Annotated in this window: 16 protein-coding genes and 2 pseudogenes; 14 read left to right on the top strand and 4 right to left on the bottom strand. The window is 59.2% G+C overall.

Going from position 1 to position 16,680, the window contains the following annotated elements:
• Nucleotides 1-86 precede the first annotated feature (86 nt).
• A complete protein-coding gene (locus tag ACP97_RS15375) occupies nt 87-1,772 on the bottom strand; it encodes a hydroxysqualene dehydroxylase (RefSeq protein ID WP_049998730.1) in 1,686 nt (561 codons plus the stop codon).
• Nucleotides 1,773-1,913: 141 nt separating this feature from the next.
• Between ACP97_RS15375 and ACP97_RS15370 the strand changes: the two genes are divergently transcribed.
• A complete protein-coding gene (locus tag ACP97_RS15370) occupies nt 1,914-3,092 on the top strand; it encodes a transcriptional regulator FilR1 domain-containing protein (RefSeq protein WP_049998729.1) in 1,179 nt (392 codons plus the stop codon).
• Nucleotides 3,093-3,501: 409 nt separating this feature from the next.
• Nucleotides 3,502-3,792: a hypothetical protein gene (locus ACP97_RS20035; RefSeq protein WP_154020040.1), complete on the top strand. Its 291-nt coding sequence runs from the start codon at nt 3,502-3,504 to the stop codon at nt 3,790-3,792.
• A gap of 268 nt (nt 3,793-4,060) precedes the next feature.
• On the opposite strand, the gene ACP97_RS15360 is transcribed toward ACP97_RS20035, so the two are convergent.
• On the bottom strand, nt 4,061-4,327 hold the full coding sequence (locus tag ACP97_RS15360; RefSeq protein ID WP_237561203.1) for a hypothetical protein: 267 nt from the start codon (nt 4,325-4,327) through the stop codon (nt 4,061-4,063).
• A 402-nt stretch (nt 4,328-4,729) separates the two neighbouring features.
• On the opposite strand from ACP97_RS15360, the gene ACP97_RS20030 reads away from it, so the two are divergent.
• The 8 genes from ACP97_RS20030 (at nt 4,730) to ACP97_RS19275 (ending at nt 12,229) form a co-directional block, all read left to right on the top strand.
• Nucleotides 4,730-5,380 carry a hypothetical protein gene (locus ACP97_RS20030; RefSeq protein WP_154020039.1) on the top strand — a complete coding sequence of 217 codons (651 nt, stop codon included), beginning with the start codon at nt 4,730-4,732 and terminating at the stop codon, nt 5,378-5,380.
• A gap of 319 nt (nt 5,381-5,699) precedes the next feature.
• Nucleotides 5,700-5,915 (top strand): hypothetical protein, encoded by a 216-nt coding sequence (locus tag ACP97_RS15355; RefSeq protein WP_049998726.1) that lies wholly within the window; start codon nt 5,700-5,702, stop codon nt 5,913-5,915.
• The gene (locus ACP97_RS15350) at nt 5,915-6,211 is read left to right on the top strand and encodes a hypothetical protein (protein WP_049998725.1); all 297 of its coding nucleotides are present in this window, start codon (nt 5,915-5,917) and stop codon (nt 6,209-6,211) included. Before ACP97_RS15355 ends, ACP97_RS15350 begins: the two co-directional genes overlap by 1 nt.
• Complete coding sequence (locus ACP97_RS15345; RefSeq protein WP_049998724.1) at nt 6,208-7,470, top strand: hypothetical protein; 1,263 nt, start codon at nt 6,208-6,210, stop codon at nt 7,468-7,470. The genes ACP97_RS15350 and ACP97_RS15345 overlap by 4 nt, the downstream gene beginning before the upstream one ends.
• Nucleotides 7,467-7,958, top strand: a complete 492-nt coding sequence (locus ACP97_RS15340) for a DUF4326 domain-containing protein (protein ID WP_049998723.1) — start codon at nt 7,467-7,469, stop codon at nt 7,956-7,958. The genes ACP97_RS15345 and ACP97_RS15340 overlap by 4 nt, the downstream gene beginning before the upstream one ends.
• Nucleotides 7,955-8,305, top strand: coding sequence for a hypothetical protein (locus tag ACP97_RS15335; RefSeq protein WP_049998722.1), 351 nt, complete (start codon nt 7,955-7,957; stop codon nt 8,303-8,305). The genes ACP97_RS15340 and ACP97_RS15335 overlap by 4 nt, the downstream gene beginning before the upstream one ends.
• A gap of 334 nt (nt 8,306-8,639) precedes the next feature.
• Nucleotides 8,640-11,693: a hypothetical protein gene (locus ACP97_RS15330; protein ID WP_049998721.1), complete on the top strand. Its 3,054-nt coding sequence runs from the start codon at nt 8,640-8,642 to the stop codon at nt 11,691-11,693.
• Nucleotides 11,694-11,896: 203 nt separating this feature from the next.
• The gene (locus ACP97_RS19275; protein WP_079977682.1) at nt 11,897-12,229 is read left to right on the top strand and encodes a DUF5789 family protein; all 333 of its coding nucleotides are present in this window, start codon (nt 11,897-11,899) and stop codon (nt 12,227-12,229) included.
• 243 nt (nt 12,230-12,472) lie between these two features.
• Here the strand turns inward: ACP97_RS19275 and ACP97_RS20535 are convergent, their stop codons facing one another.
• The gene (locus tag ACP97_RS20535) at nt 12,473-12,628 is read right to left on the bottom strand and encodes a DUF7563 family protein (RefSeq protein ID WP_202593641.1); all 156 of its coding nucleotides are present in this window, start codon (nt 12,626-12,628) and stop codon (nt 12,473-12,475) included.
• A gap of 487 nt (nt 12,629-13,115) precedes the next feature.
• Here ACP97_RS20535 and ACP97_RS20025 point away from each other — a divergent pair.
• Both ACP97_RS20025 and ACP97_RS15315 read left to right on the top strand, forming a co-directional pair.
• Nucleotides 13,116-13,223: pseudogene (locus tag ACP97_RS20025) on the top strand (non-histone chromosomal MC1 family protein); the annotation flags it as partial.
• Between the two features lie 49 nt (nt 13,224-13,272).
• Entirely contained in the window at nt 13,273-13,503 is a 231-nt protein-coding gene (locus ACP97_RS15315; protein ID WP_049998718.1) for a hypothetical protein, read from the top strand.
• A 253-nt stretch (nt 13,504-13,756) separates the two neighbouring features.
• Here the strand turns inward: ACP97_RS15315 and ACP97_RS15310 are convergent, their stop codons facing one another.
• The gene (locus ACP97_RS15310; protein ID WP_049998717.1) at nt 13,757-14,470 is read right to left on the bottom strand and encodes a helix-turn-helix domain-containing protein; all 714 of its coding nucleotides are present in this window, start codon (nt 14,468-14,470) and stop codon (nt 13,757-13,759) included.
• A 670-nt stretch (nt 14,471-15,140) separates the two neighbouring features.
• Between ACP97_RS15310 and ACP97_RS15300 the strand changes: the two genes are divergently transcribed.
• Together ACP97_RS15300 and ACP97_RS21300 are read left to right on the top strand one after the other, a co-directional pair.
• A complete protein-coding gene (locus ACP97_RS15300) occupies nt 15,141-16,163 on the top strand; it encodes a hypothetical protein (RefSeq protein ID WP_049998715.1) in 1,023 nt (340 codons plus the stop codon).
• Between the two features lie 123 nt (nt 16,164-16,286).
• Nucleotides 16,287-16,622: pseudogene (locus ACP97_RS21300) on the top strand (DUF6788 family protein); the annotation flags it as partial.
• Between the last annotated feature and the right edge of the window lie 58 nt (nt 16,623-16,680).

Below are 16,680 nucleotides of genomic sequence, written 5' to 3'. Positions count from 1 at the left end.
TCACGATGGAGGAGAGCGGACTCGACACAGAAACAGTCGAGAGCCAATACCAACTGCGTAGCGGTACGGCCAGCGTCGAGTCCAGTTTAGTCGGCGGCAGCCGGTGAATCACGACGGCGAAACCCCCGAATCCGGTTTACTACGTCGCCTGGATGAGGGAGACCGAGCCTGTAGCGGAGTTCGTCTTGTTGTCGGAATGGTTTGAGAAATCCCGGCTCTTCTAACTCCCAAAGCTTGCACTGTTCAGCACGTGCACCGGAACGCTTGAGTATCGCATTCGTCGCACGGCGAGCGGCTTCATTCGCACACTCCATCGTAGCGAGGTCGGTGTTCGTTCGGACGTAATCCGCCGCAAGCAGTAGGTTCTCCATCTCCGTGGCTGCTTCGGGCCGGTACTGCAATGAGCCGACTGTGTTGATCAATAGGGGTTCCCGATTCCGGACACCTGCGCTCCCATCATGTTCGACAATCGCCGGATCGAGGAACCAGTCACACAGCATATCGTCGGAAAGCCGGCGTTCGGTATCCGTATTGAGATGGGATTTCAACTGTGCCCACACTTCTTCTTTGATTTCCTCTCGCGTACACTTCCGAGCGGGTTTATCATAGAGAATCCCCTCGGTGTTCCAATCCGAGACGATGACTGAGAGGCTTCCGTTGATAGCTTCGTCACCGCGGTCGTCGATGTCGTCCTCTTCCCAGAATTGGGGCTGGGAGACGGACGTCAGCGCCCACGGTGCGTCCGAGTGTACCTGATGGCCCTTGACGACGGGAACGTCCTCAGTCAGATAGAACTGGATGCCGTTCATCCATGCGGTTTCAAGACGGTCGAGGCGGGCGAGGGATGGTGCCCCTCGGCGGAGGTCGTCGTTCAGCAGCTGCGTCATCACTTCGACCGGCACCGCAACGACGTAGTAGTCTGCCCGTATCTCTCGCTGGCCGGTATCGGTTCCGATAGTGACGCCCGTTACTCGTCGGCCGTCGGAGTGGATCTCCCGGACCGGCGTTTCGGGTTGGAGGTCAACCCCGAGGTCCGCGAGATACTCCGTCCACGGGTCGATCCATACATCGCTCGTCGGCCCGTTCAGGATTCTCTCGGCCGACATGGAGGGGTCGAGTTGTCCGCGGAGGAGTTGGACGTAGATTTGCCCCATCGTCCGTGCGCTCGCTTTCCGTGGACGCAAAGCGACGAGTGCCTGCGTCGCCTGTGCGAGATGCTTGCGGTACGCATCGGAACGATCGTCCGCGTTGATGAATTCCCACCACGACTCATGTTCGTACTCTTCGTTTCGACGGTCTTCGCAGCTCGTCATGAACGCGAACAATCGTTCAGTGAAGTGTCGCACTTCCGCAGACGATAGCTCCGGCCCGGCGATTTGTGGTTGTAGCATCTCGATCCACTCACGAGGAGTGCTGGGAGTTTCGGTGCTGGCAACCGTCCCGGAACCAGTAGCGCTCGCAATGAGTGTTGCACTCATTTCAATCAGATTATCATAAACACCGTTGGCATTGTCCTTGTACGGAATGCGTTTCATGGTGTCCGTCATGTGGCGATAGAACCCTGGGAAAAACCGGAAGCCGTGCTCTCCAACCAAGGGCTTCCGTCCGGCAGAAGTGGAATCCGGTACCTCGATACTGCGAGCTTTGCCTCCGAAACAGTCTCGTGTCTCGTACACTGTCACGTCGAAACGACGCTCAGCCAGTTCCTGTGCGGCACTCAATCCCCCGACGCCTCCCCCAAGGACCGCGACCGTTGTTCCAATTGCTGACATTACTACGTTCTAAGATAGGCTTCATTGCTACTCACTCTTTGGAAGGCGGTAACATGAACGGGGTGCACTTTGTTCTGTCATCCATACGCTGACCTCGGCTGCAACGAAGCATTGTAATCTCCGACGATAGACAACTGAAACATGAGACCAGACATCACCGCCAGCGAATTAGTGAGACATCTCTCAAACAAACAGTCTCAAACGGGTGATATCGTAGGACTGTTGGAATCCATGCAAGAGCCAGTGAAGCCCAAGGAATTGGCCAAACAACATTCTACGAATCGGAAAGCGGTTCACGAAGTCACAGAACCGCTAGAGCCGTGGGCAGTAGAACGATCCAACAATGCAGACCGGAAAATCACTGCTGCTGGCGAGGCTGCCCGACGAACGTTCGCTCATGCCATTGAAACCGTTGACGCGGACGATCTCGCGTGGCTGGCTCGGTCCGACAACCGACGGATTATCTTATATCATTTACATGCGCAAGGACCGACTAGCGCAAAAGAAATCTCAGCCACCGAAGGAACTCCAACGAAAAAGACTGTCCGCGCGACTTTCGAGGTACTTGAGGAAAAGAAATGGGTGACTTGTGAAGAGCAAACTCGAAAGCGTGCAATAATTGCTCGTCTCACGATGGACGGTGAAAGAGCAGCTCGCGTGTACGACGAACTGCTGAGGAAGATGGAGCAGGTGATTGACAAAGCTCCATGCTTGCGAGACCTTGGCTTGGAATGTGCAGATATACCTCTCGAAGCACTCGCCGAAGCAGAGATAGAAGAAGCTACTCCGCAAAGCCCCTACGCAGTCGAGAAGCGATCACGTGAACTAGCCAACGAAGATTTTCAGTACTTTCGCGGGTTTCAATCCTACTGGAATGGAGAGAACGCGAAGGCGTATCTATCGGCTGTCAAGGAGGGCAGAGAGTTCGAAGTAATCAGCCCTCCATTGGGCCTCGACGCCCTTCCAACCACTCCAGACGAAATGAAATGCGTCGTCGATGGCCTTCGGGCCGATAATTATCAGTGGATCATGTACCCGAACGAGCTTCCATGCTCGTTGGCGATATTGGATACAGACCTAATGGTAGTTGGACCGCGCGACCCGAGTACGGCAAACAACGAACGAACCGGAGCCATCTTCGCTCAAAATAATGAACTGATTGAGTGGGCGATGGATATGTACGAATCACATCGTAGACAAGGCAAAGACCCGTTTGAGGTGTCCGTCGGATTCGGCATCAGTGCTGACGATCTCATTGAGCTTCTTCGCAATCGGTACATGGAAGACGGAGAAGACGACCATAGTGCGCCGAACGCATAGATGCTCGAGTTTTTCGACCACCCGCACGCTTAACCCTCTCTCCGTCCAAACTCAGAAAACCATGAGTGAGCCAGCAGACGCGAGCGACTATCAATTCGAATTTCAGTTCGACGATCTGCTAACCATTCGGTTCGACACTCATTGTCACAATCCTGCCTCCCAGCCTCGTATCCGGTGGACAATCGAAAACACGGACCTGTCGGGCGATAGTGCAACGATTAGAGTGCCACCGAATCGCTCTGATTTCGCCATGCCCTACGCAACTCTGGATGTCTCGGAGCCTCGCCTCATCTTTTCAAAAAACGAGGACCCGAGACCCGCTATCGTGCCGGAATCGCGGAGCATCGACACCGAACAAAGGGAAACAATCGCCCTTCCAGACCGACTCGCCGCTAATCTACGAGACAGCTTGGAAGAACTCGGAACGGTCGCCGAGAGCGACCAACTCTGTGCTGATCCATCGGCGTTCCCCTCTACCATTTATTCCGACGAAATCTATTATGGACAGACAGAGTGGGAGCCGGTCGGCTGGGAGTCGGCGCGCAACATCATGTGGTATGCTGACCGACAAAACCGATTCCCTGAGCGGAGCTATCAGATCGAAAATGGCGAACTCATCTGGCGCGAGTTCGACGTGAAAACTCCGAGCGAGGTGTCGCGCCAGACGGTCGGCGAGAAAGAGGCCGGAAACCCACTCTAATACCCTCCTCGACAGGAGTTATGCGTCCAAAGGACGAAGAAGGTAGCCGCAATTTGCCGATTAGAAAGCGTCAGTAGGTAAGACGCGATAGGCTGGTCAAGCGTGAAAGTGTGATACAGAAATGTAAAGCCGCAAGGAATCCGCTCAGCGGCTCCCGTGTCGCTATATCCCTGCTTCCCTCACAGGCTACTACCGAGACAGAGCAACAACGATGCCACGCAACACAGGTGAACCGCCATCGGAAAAGATAGCGCCGAGAACGGGTGAATTAGCCAAGAGTGTCGTCGATGTCAGCGACGAATTCCTCGGGTTCGGCATTCGAATCGTGGAAATAACGGCGACCGAGTTCCGTGATTGCATAGTACCCACGCGCTTCCTCCTCAAACGGTTGATGAACGAGTCCGTGCTGAGTAAGTTCGTTCCGCAATCGTCGGTTGACATGCGATTCCGAGGGGGCATCAATGCCATGCCTCGTGCGCAGTTCGAAAACGATGGCCTTCGGAGGAATCGCCGCGATCTTCGCTTCGTCGAGCACCTCAAGAATGAGACGGTCAATCCTCGTCATCCACGGAACCAACGGAGGCGACATTGAACTGAGCTACATCGGGAGGGAGGCTTAATCCCGATGAAGCATGCGAAAACAGCTATTGCCATGTTCATATGAGTGCGATAACAGCCATAGGTTTATACACCATGGTCTCAAACAGGGCTGATGTCAGAGGCAATCGAATGCACAAAACTGTCCCCTCTCGACGCAGGCGATGTCAGCAGGCGTTGAGCAGCGGACACAGGGCGGACGCTCGGCTCACGAGCGTATCGTGCCAGCGCGGGAATCAACGTCGTAACCTGAGTGGTCTACAGCCACTCGGTATCGGCACCCGCGCTGACTGTCTCTGGCAACACCGGATTGCTGTACGTTTCAAGGCTGAACAATCCAATGAGCCAAAGCAACTTCTCCTACGGAACAAAGCAACCTAAAGGTATTGCACACGAACATCGGCATCAGCAGCCAGCAACTACCGACGATACGGCTGAAGCCGATATAGAGCCGGCGTGCTGGCGACACTCCGCCAGTGACTGGAAATGGCACGAAGTCCAGTTCACCGCTGCATACGCCGCCATTCACGATCCATGCTCGGAGTGTTTTCCGGCTGGTGCACCTGAGATAGGCACACTCGAAACCGTCGTCCGAAGCTGTAGCTACCCGGTCAAATACCACCGGGTACGAGATGGGGACGAAACGGACCCGGTCCGGGAATCACGCGAAGCGGACGACTGTGAATCCGAGGCCGGCGCGCAATTCGGATCAGCAGCTATCAACGCGAGCGAATCCATCAGCAGTATCACCGAACTGCGAAAAGGCGACGGCGTACTCTGGCAGGGTCAATCAACTCCGTTGGTCGTCGCCGAACCCGCAACGACCCCAGACGGGACAGTCTCACTCATCGGCCCGAATGGCGGCGAGTATCGTATCGAGGGCCGACCCGAGTGCGCGCGGGCGTACTATATCAGTCCCGGATATGCTTGCCAGCGCGAGCTACGCCGCGTCGTGCCGGCAAGCGACCATCCCCAGCTGGAGAGGGCGTAGCGAGGAGTCGAGCGGATGGAGCCGCATACCCCACCCCTACGCTCTCCTGTAGGTTCTCTACGGTCTGTCAGACCGTCATACAAAACCATAAATAGGCCGCGATGCACCGTCAGTCCAAAGCAGGAGCTAACGAATCAGTGCCGACGAGGAGGTTTGGAACACCTTTCCTTCGCGGCCCACGGAACATATAGGTTTCGCCCTACGCGCAGAGGCGTTGCTGTCTCACGTTGGGCAGCCAACTCGGCAACGAGTAGCGTTAGCCGTGGGTACGACGGCTCTCCCCGGCCGTCAGCACTCCAATCACGGGCCATAGATAGATATGGCCGAACGTAACAGAGCACACACCCACCGACACGACGAAGCACAGCCAGCCGACCAACACAGCGGCCACGACCTCGCTCGGCAAGCGCGAGCGCGGATGCGCCGCGCAAAAGAGGCCATCCGCTGTCGCCATCGCGAGCACGCGGCTCTCGCTACCGAGGATGGTGAGCGCGCCGGCCCTGGAACCGGCGACCGACAGGGGGAGGTGGCCTAATGCGACCCGACGCCTTCGGGCAGGTCATCGACGCCGACGCCCCCGAGACAACCCAGTGCGCGGTCTGTCGCGGCACTGCCGCACGCCTGTCGAGTGCGTGGCAGGGCGAGGGTATCGCCTATCATAACTACCAGTGTGGGACTGACGGCTGTCCGGCAGCTGGCACGCTCGTCGAACACGAAAGCGGCGAGCGCCAGCAGGTCGGTCCCCTGTTCGGCGAGCGCGATCTCGCTGTTCGTCTCGCTACGCGCGAGCATCCCGACGCGCCCGCCGAGAGCCGAGAGGTACGTGCATGAGCAACGATGAACCGGCCCGATGCAATACTCTCGGCTGTGAAAACGAACCGGTCGAAGGCAGCTACTGTGCGGAGTGTACCGACATCTCACCCACCATCCTTGACAACGACAACGACAACGTAAACGTTGGCGACAATAGGGACGGGACCGGCAATACAGACCGCGGCTTCGAGACGGGGCAATCGGATGCGCGTGCCCACGAAGCGTTCGCCGACGCAGTTGACTGGTTCCACAGCCAGCTACACCGCGACATCAGCGACCTCGACCTAACCTATATTGACGACGACGGCGAAGCACAAACCGTCGAGACCGCCCGTGAGTGGTTCCGTGAGGTGCGTGGCTGGTCCGACAAGACCATCGACACCGCGCGTCTCGGATGGGCATCAGCGAGCCGCACGGGCCTGCTCGACCACCTAATGCGAGAGGGCTACGGTCGGGACGCGATTCTTGGTACTGGCTTGTTCACCGAAGACCTCCGCCCACTCTGGCAGGGCCGGTTTGTCTTTCCATATCCAGACGCCGACGGCCAGCCCGCCTACGCCATCAGTCGGGCGACCGGCGACGAAGGCGGGGGCGCGGTCGGCTACGACGGTCACCCCAAGGACGGTCTCTCAGGTAAGTACGCCAAGCCCGCCCATACGAAAGAATACGCCCGCGTCGAGGAACCGATCTTCGGTCTCGATTCGGTCGAGGACGGCCAGCCCGTGCTCATCACCGAAGGGATCGCCGACGCGATCACCGCTCACCAAGCGGGCTATCCGTGCATCTCACCCGTCACGACGCGATTCAAGCGCGAGGACCGCGAGGCGCTGCGCAAAGTCTTAGAGGACCACGAGGTGCCCCGCGCCTACGTCGTTCAGGACGCCGAGCGCCCGACCAGCGACGTGGACGAGGACGACCACCTCACGCTCACGCAAGTCGGCGAGGGGTTGAGTGGCGCGCTCGATACTGCTGCGTATCTCACCGACTGCGACAACGACAACGTTTACGACAACGACAACGCTGTTGACGCCCGCGTAGCCGAACTTCCCGGCCCAAACCTTGGTTTCGACAAGGTGGACCTCGATGATTATCTTCGTGAATGGGCCACCGACGGCGATCTCTCGGCAGTCCTCGCGGGCGCGAAACCCGCCCGAGAACATCCTGCCTACGACCCGCAGGACGCCGCGATAGACGCCGCCGACCGCGACCTTGCCGTTTGTCTCGCTACGCGCGACCACCCCGACGCACCCGCCGAGATGTGGGAGGTCGCGCCATGACCTCTCACCATTCCAGCAGCAATCAACAGGCGGGTTTCCGGGTCTTCGGTACTGACGACGACAATGTTCCGCGACCGAAGACACGAGTCGTTCACCAAACCGAAGCTCGCGACGTCTATACCGCACGCAGTCGGAGCGGTGACGGTCATCTCAATAATACTGAAACCGGTGAGACCGGCTGGCTTGGCAATCCCTACAAAGTCGAGGGACAGGGTGGTGATTACTCTCGAAAACAGTCACTCGCGCTCTACTGTGCCGACCTCCTTCATCGCATCGACCATGACCCGGAGTTCGCACGCGCGCTCGCTCAGCTAAAGGGCCAACGGCTCGCGTGCTACTGTCGGCGTGCTCGTGAGAGCGCACCCACCTGTCATGGTGATGACCTCGTGGACGCCATCGAGAGTCTACGACCTGCCGATGCCTCCAAAACTGTCCCTGTATCTGATGCCGGTCCCACTGGCGAGGTCGGCGACAGCAGGCAACAATGAGCGAGATCCGCGTTCTCGTCAAGCGTGACACCGATGACGCACTCTGCTGTCCGCGATGTGTCGCCCTCGACGGCTACGACGACGCACCGGACCTCGCCGCAACTTTCAGTGAGCACGACCTGCCGACGGCGGCACTTGGCGAACCCCGGCCGGCGCGTGAGACGGTGCCAGCGCTCGGCTGGTATTGCGAGCGCCACAACGTCGTCATGCTCGTCCCCTACAGCGATGTGAGTGAGTTCGGGAAGTTCAGAGAAGGCAACTGGATTGCTGTCCCGCTCCACACAGAGACGGGTCAGCCGTTAGCCGCCCCGGTTTGCCTCGCCGCAATGCTGGGTGATCGACAATGATCTCGGAGCACCCTACGAAGACCACCAACAGTCGGAACAGTGAGGACGGTATCTTTATCACTCGCCTCCCTGTCGCACTATGGCATAAGCTAGGAAAACAGAGCGCCAAGAGAAAACGGGGTGAGGAATCCCACTTCCTTCACCCCGCTTTGGACAGGCGCGGTCGCCGATCCCAAATCGGATTGACCGTTGCTTGTTCTCTCACGGCCGACGACCATATAGTTTGCTCCTTCACCAGCCGCGGCTCTCGGCTGCGTCGAAGGCCGCAAACGCCCGTAGGTCGTCGGTACGACGGTTCTACCGTCCGTCAGCGCTGGAACGGCGGGACTTCCCCATGAGTCAGCGAACACCAGCCACTGATAGCGGCGCGGCTAGCCAGCCCTCCAGTTCAGAAGCGGGCATTTCGCTCGTTCCGCCCGGCAGCAGCGGCCAGCTTACGCTCGACACGCCCATCGTGCGTCAGGTTGGCCCCCGATTCACCGAGTGGCTTCCCGATGCTCTCGACGCAGTCCTCCCCGTGATTACGCAGACCGCGCGCGAGCTCGCTGTTCAGTACGACCCCCGGACCATTCGCGACGACCGGCCGTATCGATTTGCGGCCGACCTTTTCGATACCCACGGCGTTGGGACCGCGCCGGGCGCAGACACGCCCGCGCATCCGTTCAACGACGCCCTTGCGAAGTTCGCTATTTCATACTTCGACGTCGATCCCGACGAGTTGAGTGATCGTAAGCACGAACTGTACGACTACGCTCGTGACGAGATACTCGAACTCGGCACGCGCGACCTCCCGGGAGCGCCGACCGGCCTCGACGCTCTCGGCGAGACGGTTGTCCCGCTGTTCGACGCCGGTGACAAAACCCCAACGACGGTCCTCAGCCTTGATGGCCCTGCGTGGGAGGAAGTCGATGACGAGCGGACGGCTGCACGCGCTCTCGACGCGCTCGCGCTGCTCGCCGAAGTGGTCGATATCCAGCTCATCTGCTCGCCACGACTCGACGCCCACCTCGAACGCGCACACCCCGACTGGTACGACGAACATCTTACTGACTCCGGGGATGACCACCGGGCACCAGCCCCCACTGAGACGAGCGAGCGCGCTCTCTCGTCGGCGTGGGAGATTGTGGGGGAGTTCGCCCCCAGCGGTGGCCGTCTCCGGCTACTCGCGGCGCTCGACCCGGCTGGCGAGCGCGAAGTGCGTGACCTCAAGGCTGATTCGGAAATCCAGCTTTCGGAGGGCGCTATCGACCGCTATGTGCGCGAGCTCGCCGACGAACACGGTCTCCTCGACGTCGATGACCGACCGAAATACAATCGCGTCTCGCTCACAGAAACTGGAACGGCCGCACAGGAGCTTGTCGGCCCGGAATATCGTGTTTTCCATCCTGAGCAAAGCCAGTTCGATGGCCGTCTTACTGGCACCCGACACGGTTCAACAGGTATAGTGTGTTGGGCCAACCGTGAAGATAGCCCCCCATCCGCCGGCGGTGGCGGCGGAAGCGGTTGCGGTGGCGGTCGCGGCGGTGCGGATGCTGGTGCGGGGGCGTCGCCTTCCTCTTCGTCACCCTCTCGTTCCTCGTCTTCGGAGCGCTCTCTGCCCGTGAGCGCTCCAACCGCTGAGGACTGGCTCGCTGCAACTGGTGAGGCCTCCGAAGATGGGTATGTGCAATGGCTCGACGGTCCTGACGGCCGCCTCGACGCATGGGAGATGCACGAACGCCTCCTCGCTGGGCGTCGTACTGAGGGCGTGACGCTCGTCGACGAATCCGTGAAGCCGTTCGAGAACGGGAAGGTGAGCTATATCTCCTGTTTCGAAGATGACGTGCAGGTCGTCGCCCAGTGGGGTGGCCCCCTCCACACGCTGGTTCGCGTCACATCCACCTTACTGAGCAAGAAGATGTTCTCGAAGGTACTCACGCCGTCGGCTGTCGGTGACGACCTCGACGAGCTGTACGACGGCGCGCTCGACGATGCCACGAAGGACGTGCTCCGGCTGGGCGCGCAGGTCGGCTGGTTCGGCAAGGACGAACAGGAATACGACGGTCTCCGTGAGCGCTTCGGCGAGGTGCGCCGGCTGCTGCTCTCGAAACTCGGAGAAATCGATGACGCAGACTCAACCGAATGGAGCGAGCTCTGTCGGGATGCTCACGGCCTGCTCGCCTCGGCGACCCATCTCTATCGGGCGGTCGGCGTCGATGTGACGATTCATATCCGGGTTCCCGACACGAAGAAACTTCGAGCAGGTGAGCGCCGGTATCAGGGCTTCCTCGACTTCTTCAAGCATACCGTACCCAAGAACGCCTCCTATGGGATTCACTCGGTCTATCGGATGCTCTACGAGGAGAGGGTGGACAAGCTCAAACACCGAATGGGCGTCGAGTTCGACGCCGACGCGACCGCCGACCTCACGGCTTCATGGGTGATTTCGGGACCGACCGCCTCGACGTTCCGCGACGACGTCCAGCGGGCCATTGCCTCGAAGGTCAACGACGTTCGCGAGACCATCCAGGAGGGCGTCGAGCGCGGCGTCAGCCTCGAAATCCCGGTCGTCGAAGGTAATTCCTACGGAGCACTACGCCGGGTCATCGACCGCCACGCCGAGCGCAAGGGCTTCGCGGCTCTCGACGCCGACGAGCGCCGTAAACTCGTTCGTCTGGCGAGCGCGACGCTCGGCGAGGAGGCGGGTCGGTGCTCGCCGTATGCGTTGGCCGAAGCACTCCTCTCGCTGGGGAAAGCGCGCTCGCCGACACAATCGCTTCGGCCGAGTGATGTCGCTCACGGGCTGGCTCAGCTCCCGGCCGAGCGGCTCGTCCCATCCTTGCCGCCGACGATGCAGAAGGCGCTGAAGGCGCTATTGGTGGCTGACGACCCGCTCGGAGCCTCGGAAATCGTCGAGCGGGCGGGTATCTCCGAGCGCTCCTATACCCGCAACATCGAGGAACTGGCGGCGCTCGGCATGGTCGAATCGGTCGGGAATGGTGGCCACAAGAAGTGGCGAGCGTGGATCATCCCGTGGTGGTCGCCACTCGCCGGCGTCGATGCCCCACGAACGACCGAAACTGACGAGAGCGCGCTCACGCCTCCCTCTCGGTGGGATGACGTCCTCTACGAGATCGCGCTCGATCTCGGCCTCGACCCAGAGTACGAGCTGTTCGCCGGGTCGGTCGACGTCGATGAGGTGTTCGCCGCGTTGCCGAGGCTGGAGCGCTGGCGGGGATTCATCGAGAGTCACTACGGATATGGATTCGGCGACGTCGAACACCCGGCGACTGACGCCGATGAAGATGCCGTCGAGGATGGTCTCGCCGCTCTCAGGCCGGTCGAGATCGGTTGTGATTCGACCGACTGGAGTAGCGAACAGGCGTCTCTCGACGGGGTGAACAGCTAGTATGGCGTTTGGTAGAACTCCTTGGACATTCTTCTGGCATATGCCTCGCTAGATGTCAGAAACAGCGTGCGAGATACAGGGCGCGTATCTTGCAAATGTTTTTCGATGGATTTGGTTGGAGGGGGTGATCGTACGGTGTGTTCAAAATAGTCCTTCTGATAGCCAGCCCTACCGTTATCCGCCTGGATACCCTACTGCGGTATATGGCAGACAATAAACAAGGACGAGATGAGCAAGCGGATCGTGAAGAGGAGCGCCAGCGCGAGCGGGAGGTAGAGGAGGTCCGGACCCGCGGCGATGAGAAGGAACCGATGGGCGATGATCCAGCTGAGCGGCTTGGTGACCTTGATGAAGCGCTCAAATCGCACGACTATCCAGCCACGACAAATGAGTTGGTTGAGGCCTATGGCGAGTATGAACTCGAAACTCAGGGTGGCAAGCAATCTCTGGCGGACGTACTCGCTTCAACTGATGACCAAACATATGATTCAGCCGATGACGTTCGCAAACGGATACTGGGACTCATAGGCCGATAGTATAACGGTCCAACACACTGACCTCACAAATTGGGCCGTCTGTGCTGAGATAAACTCCGTCTGTGGTGACCTCTCTGCTGAATCCACTCTCTGTATTCGCACGCCGATTTCAACGAGACGACAATTTGTGATGCGTGAATTCCGAAGATCAGCATCAATCTCTCTCGAACACGAGCGCCACTTCCTGCAACGGACGCTTCGGCACTCGTTGCCCAACTTGACGCGGCGTGGTCGGCTACCGAGCTACTGCCGGGAAGATTTCGCCTCGCGTACCCCACCCTTCTCTCGAAGCATATCCGGACAGTCGGGACAGACGCGCACCGTCTCCATGCCGGTCGGGGCGAACACCCGTACGTACCGCTCGGTGACGAACGCGCCACCGTTCAGACACTCGGACATGGTGCCGTAACTCGATTCCCGGTACTTCATTCCATCGGTGAAATTGCGTAGATATCGGACCGAATCTCTCGACGTAGTCGGCACAGCGTGCACCCAGCCGTTCGTCGAGGTCTGCCTTATGTACATTCGCTAGCCTTGCCCGGCGACGAGTGTACATAAGGGCACATGACATCGCCGACAGCGGGCCGATTCGACCGCCAAAACCAAAACGTATGGACGGTTCGGTAACGCAAAGGCTGAAGAATCATTCACTCTCGGCAAACGGTTCGAGCGGGACAGATGCCCGCCGAACCGCTGCCAATGGGAGTCGACTGAACTCCAGCGGAACAGTGGTGGTTGGGGAGGGGGTTGTTCCTGACGCTTGGGGCCTGTCGATGCTTTAACAGACCCATCTGTTTGTTTGTCACGGAGCCTCATAGTGATTCAGGGTGGATATCAATGCCGAGCGGTCGGTGCTGGCCTGAGCGGAGAAACTCCACCCCTACGATGGGGATGGCGCGAACAAGCACCTGAGGATGGACCCGATTGGCTACCCGAGACGATCACCGAGGCGAACGTCTCGAAAGAAGGCATCGAGTACCTTGACGAGCTCTAACCCCGAGTGACGGACACAGATTCATATACGGCTGGTTGGAAGAACAGGTATGGATGAAGGGCGGCGGATACCGCCGTTCGCCGATGACACGCTTGCGCTGCTGACCGACGCGGCCGGCGGGATCGGCGAAAACCTCCCGAGAGACGAGGCCATCGACGTGATCACCGATGTTGAGCGCTTCAGCGAAGCGGACGCCGAAACAGCGCTCGCCCAGCTCGAAAGCCGCGGCTACATCTACGTCGTCGACGAGCAGGTCTACATCACGCCAACCGACGAATGAACGACCACTGGGAATCGACTCTTTTCAGGTGGCAGGACGCTCGAATCGCCGGATTACAGTCGAAATTTGGTGTGCCGCCCACGGCTCTCTAGACGTGACCCTCTGAGCCATACGTTCTAACTTGAGTCCCGATAACGGGTGGAAGCATAGTTGTGTTCGAATCGGTCTTTATCAGATAGCGGATGGCGCTATCCATCTCGGGTGAAACCTCACGACATGAGCGATTCGACTCCGTAGACGGATTCGGACCTCTCTAAGACCTCTGAGTTGGCTGCTTGTGATCTGTGTATGTAGCGGTAGTAAGTATGTTTGAGAGCCCACGTCGCAGCCGCTCGGAAGCGGCTTGGTCGGAGATCTCGAAGCTGTTGGCGAGTTCGCTCAATGTGATTCCGCGCGGCACCTCGAAGTAGCCGGCCCCAACGGCCATTTCAAGCATTTCGTACTGAGGCGTAGTCATTTTGGGGCACTTTTCTGACGATCCGCCCTTACGAAGTGTTTTCAGCCTGAAGGAAATCCCGTGCTCCTTGCAGTGTTTGCGGTAAGCGCGCAGCGCTTGACGGTTCGGAAACCGCATCCGGAGTGTCCAGCTCCCGTTCGCTCCGGTTCCACCGAGCAAGACGCCGCCGAGGTCAATCCACGCCCAGTAGGTGGTTTCCGCGGCAGGAAGACGCACTCGGTAGAGTGTTCGTCCGTCGGTCTGTTCGTCGAGGACTGTCACGTCGGTTATCGAGTTGGATTGTCGGAGTGCGGTCTCGAAGGCGTCGAAGTCGCCAGCTTCAGCCCAGAACGTCGCCGCTACCGTCTCCGGATCACAGGCAACCATCTGTTCGAGGGTGAACTGCATTCCGGAGGCTCCGTTCGTGATGTCACGCCAGTTCGGTATCTCGACGGTGTATTCGGCGATGAGACTCGCCGGTCGGTCAGTGTCGTCTATTGGCTCCTCGGACTCCCCAACGCTTGCGTTCATTGTTGAATGCCTCCCACGAAGGCGTGCCAAAACAGGGGGGGGGGGGTCCCCGTCAAGAGGAGGTGGCACGGCGCTCCCATTACCGTGGAAGAACCCGTATGGCTGCTGGGGCGTGCTCCGTGCATGGCCACTGAAACCGGAACCAGTTATAATTGCCGGATAAATCCAACCCTGATTTGATCATATATTACTATTATATTTCAATTTTGAACGGTTGGATGAGTCTTGTATTCTTTGCTATGGCAGTGAAAACACTATTTTGAGATGCCACTTTCAGTCCGCTTGGGAAGGCTCTATAACTGGTTGGGAGCTATCCACGCTGAGGACCGCAGGTTCGGACCTCGAAAGAGCGCTGTCGCGCTCTCCTTCTCTCTCATGATACAGACAGTCAAACGGATGCTCTCACGCTCGACACAGGAGTACGTTGTCGAGTGCCGCAACTGTGGAGCAAACGTCGAACCGGAGACCGATTCGTGCCCCCTCTGCGACTCAGAGGAGATCGCATACTACGAGATCAGCCCCTGAGCAGAGTAGCTTCTCTCTTTCTCTCCGAGAGCTGGGAGCCTCACGACCGACGGTCGATGGACACGGAATACGGAAGAGGACGGTTTTCACTCGGAGTCCGGTGTGTGGCCACGGCTCTTTAGACTGTGGGTCTCTGAGTCGGAGTATGGCGATTCCGTTCGGCGCGACGTGGGGCACGCTGATCGAGCGGTGTGAGCAACTCCCCGAGGAGGCGACGCTGATCACACCGCTGGCTTCGAAGCGGTTCCACATTACCGACGTACAGAACCAGCGCATCATCATCGAAGACGTCGATTCGGGCGATTCTCAACCGCTGCAACGCGAGCAGTTCGAGGCGCTCGCCGAACACGCACGCGAGGCGACTGGTGGCTACGAACTCGAACGCCTACCGCCGAAAGCCGAACCGTACGCGGCAGTGCTCGCTCTCCATCCGCGCTACGTGCTCGACGAACGCGAGAACACGCTGACCGAACTCGACGAGGCCGACGAGAGCGCAGTGCTGGACGATGCACCACACTTGTCGATGGGCGCGGGCGCGGAAACGAGCGATGAACAGGATCGAGAGCGTGAGGAGCCGGACATCGACGTCTATTCGGACATGCTCTTGCTGATCGACGCGCTCGAACGCGAGGACATGAGCGCACTCGAAAGCGTCGAGACGCCCGTGCTGGTCAACCTCTATACGTTGTTGTCGGACGTTCAGCGCAACGCGAACGACCTGCGCAAGGATGTGGCCGACGTGCTCTTAGAGCGCGTCGGGCACGACCGACCGCTGCACGGTCAGTATGGGTCGGTCCAGCGAACGACGCGCCGAAATCGCTCGCTCAAAGACGACGAGGACGTGCTCGAAGCGTTCGTGGAAACCGGCATCGACCGCCAGCAGCTACTCGGCGTCGACCGGAGCAAGGTTGAGGAAGCGATGGATGTGGTCTCCGTCCCCGAATCGGCGATCTACGACGTGAGCGAGAGCGAGTACGTCCGTAAGGCAGAAGTCGACGAAGAGCGTAAGGAGACGCGCTTGCAGGGACTCAAAGACCGACTGGCAGTCAGCGACGACCCCGAAGCGGATGTCCTGCGTCAGGAAGTCGAGCGCCTGGAACAGGAAATCGAAGAGTTGACCGAATTTTCGCCCGCCAGTACGTTCGAGCCGGGGGCGGAAAGCGGCTGAGCCGCGAATCAGAGAGGAGAGATGGTTGCGTCGAGGTGGTGGATTCGTACTCTGAGCGGTGTAGGGTTCGCCTTGTGTAACTCTTGATGGGCTTATGCCTCTTCGACTGTACATAAGGGTATCATGGCCGGAGAGGATCCGCCGACAGCGCCACCGTCGCTGCCGAAGTATCTCGCCGAAGGACTGCCGAAACAGGACAGCGAGACGCTCTCGGAAACGCGCGAGTATCTCGACGAGTTGATCGAGTGGTCCCAGCGGCCGGTTGGAGAGAACGAACTCCCCGAGCAAGCCCAGCCAGTCGAGGGTTCGTCCGAGGGACAGGGAACGGTAGTCAAGGAGATGGTGACCTGCGGTGACGAGACCTGCAAGTGTATGACCGATGGAGAAAAACACGGCCCATATCTGTATCGCTACTACCGCGAGGGCGGGACGCTCACCTCGGAGTATCTGGGCAAGCCGGAGTGCTCGTGCTGCCGGAGCTCGCTCGCGGCGAAACGGTCACCGCCCGCCTCTCTGG

This window comes from Halococcus sediminicola, assembly GCF_000755245.1.
Lineage (GTDB): Archaea > Halobacteriota > Halobacteria > Halobacteriales > Halococcaceae > Halococcus > Halococcus sediminicola.
This window is presented reverse-complemented; position numbering and strand designations above follow the sequence as displayed.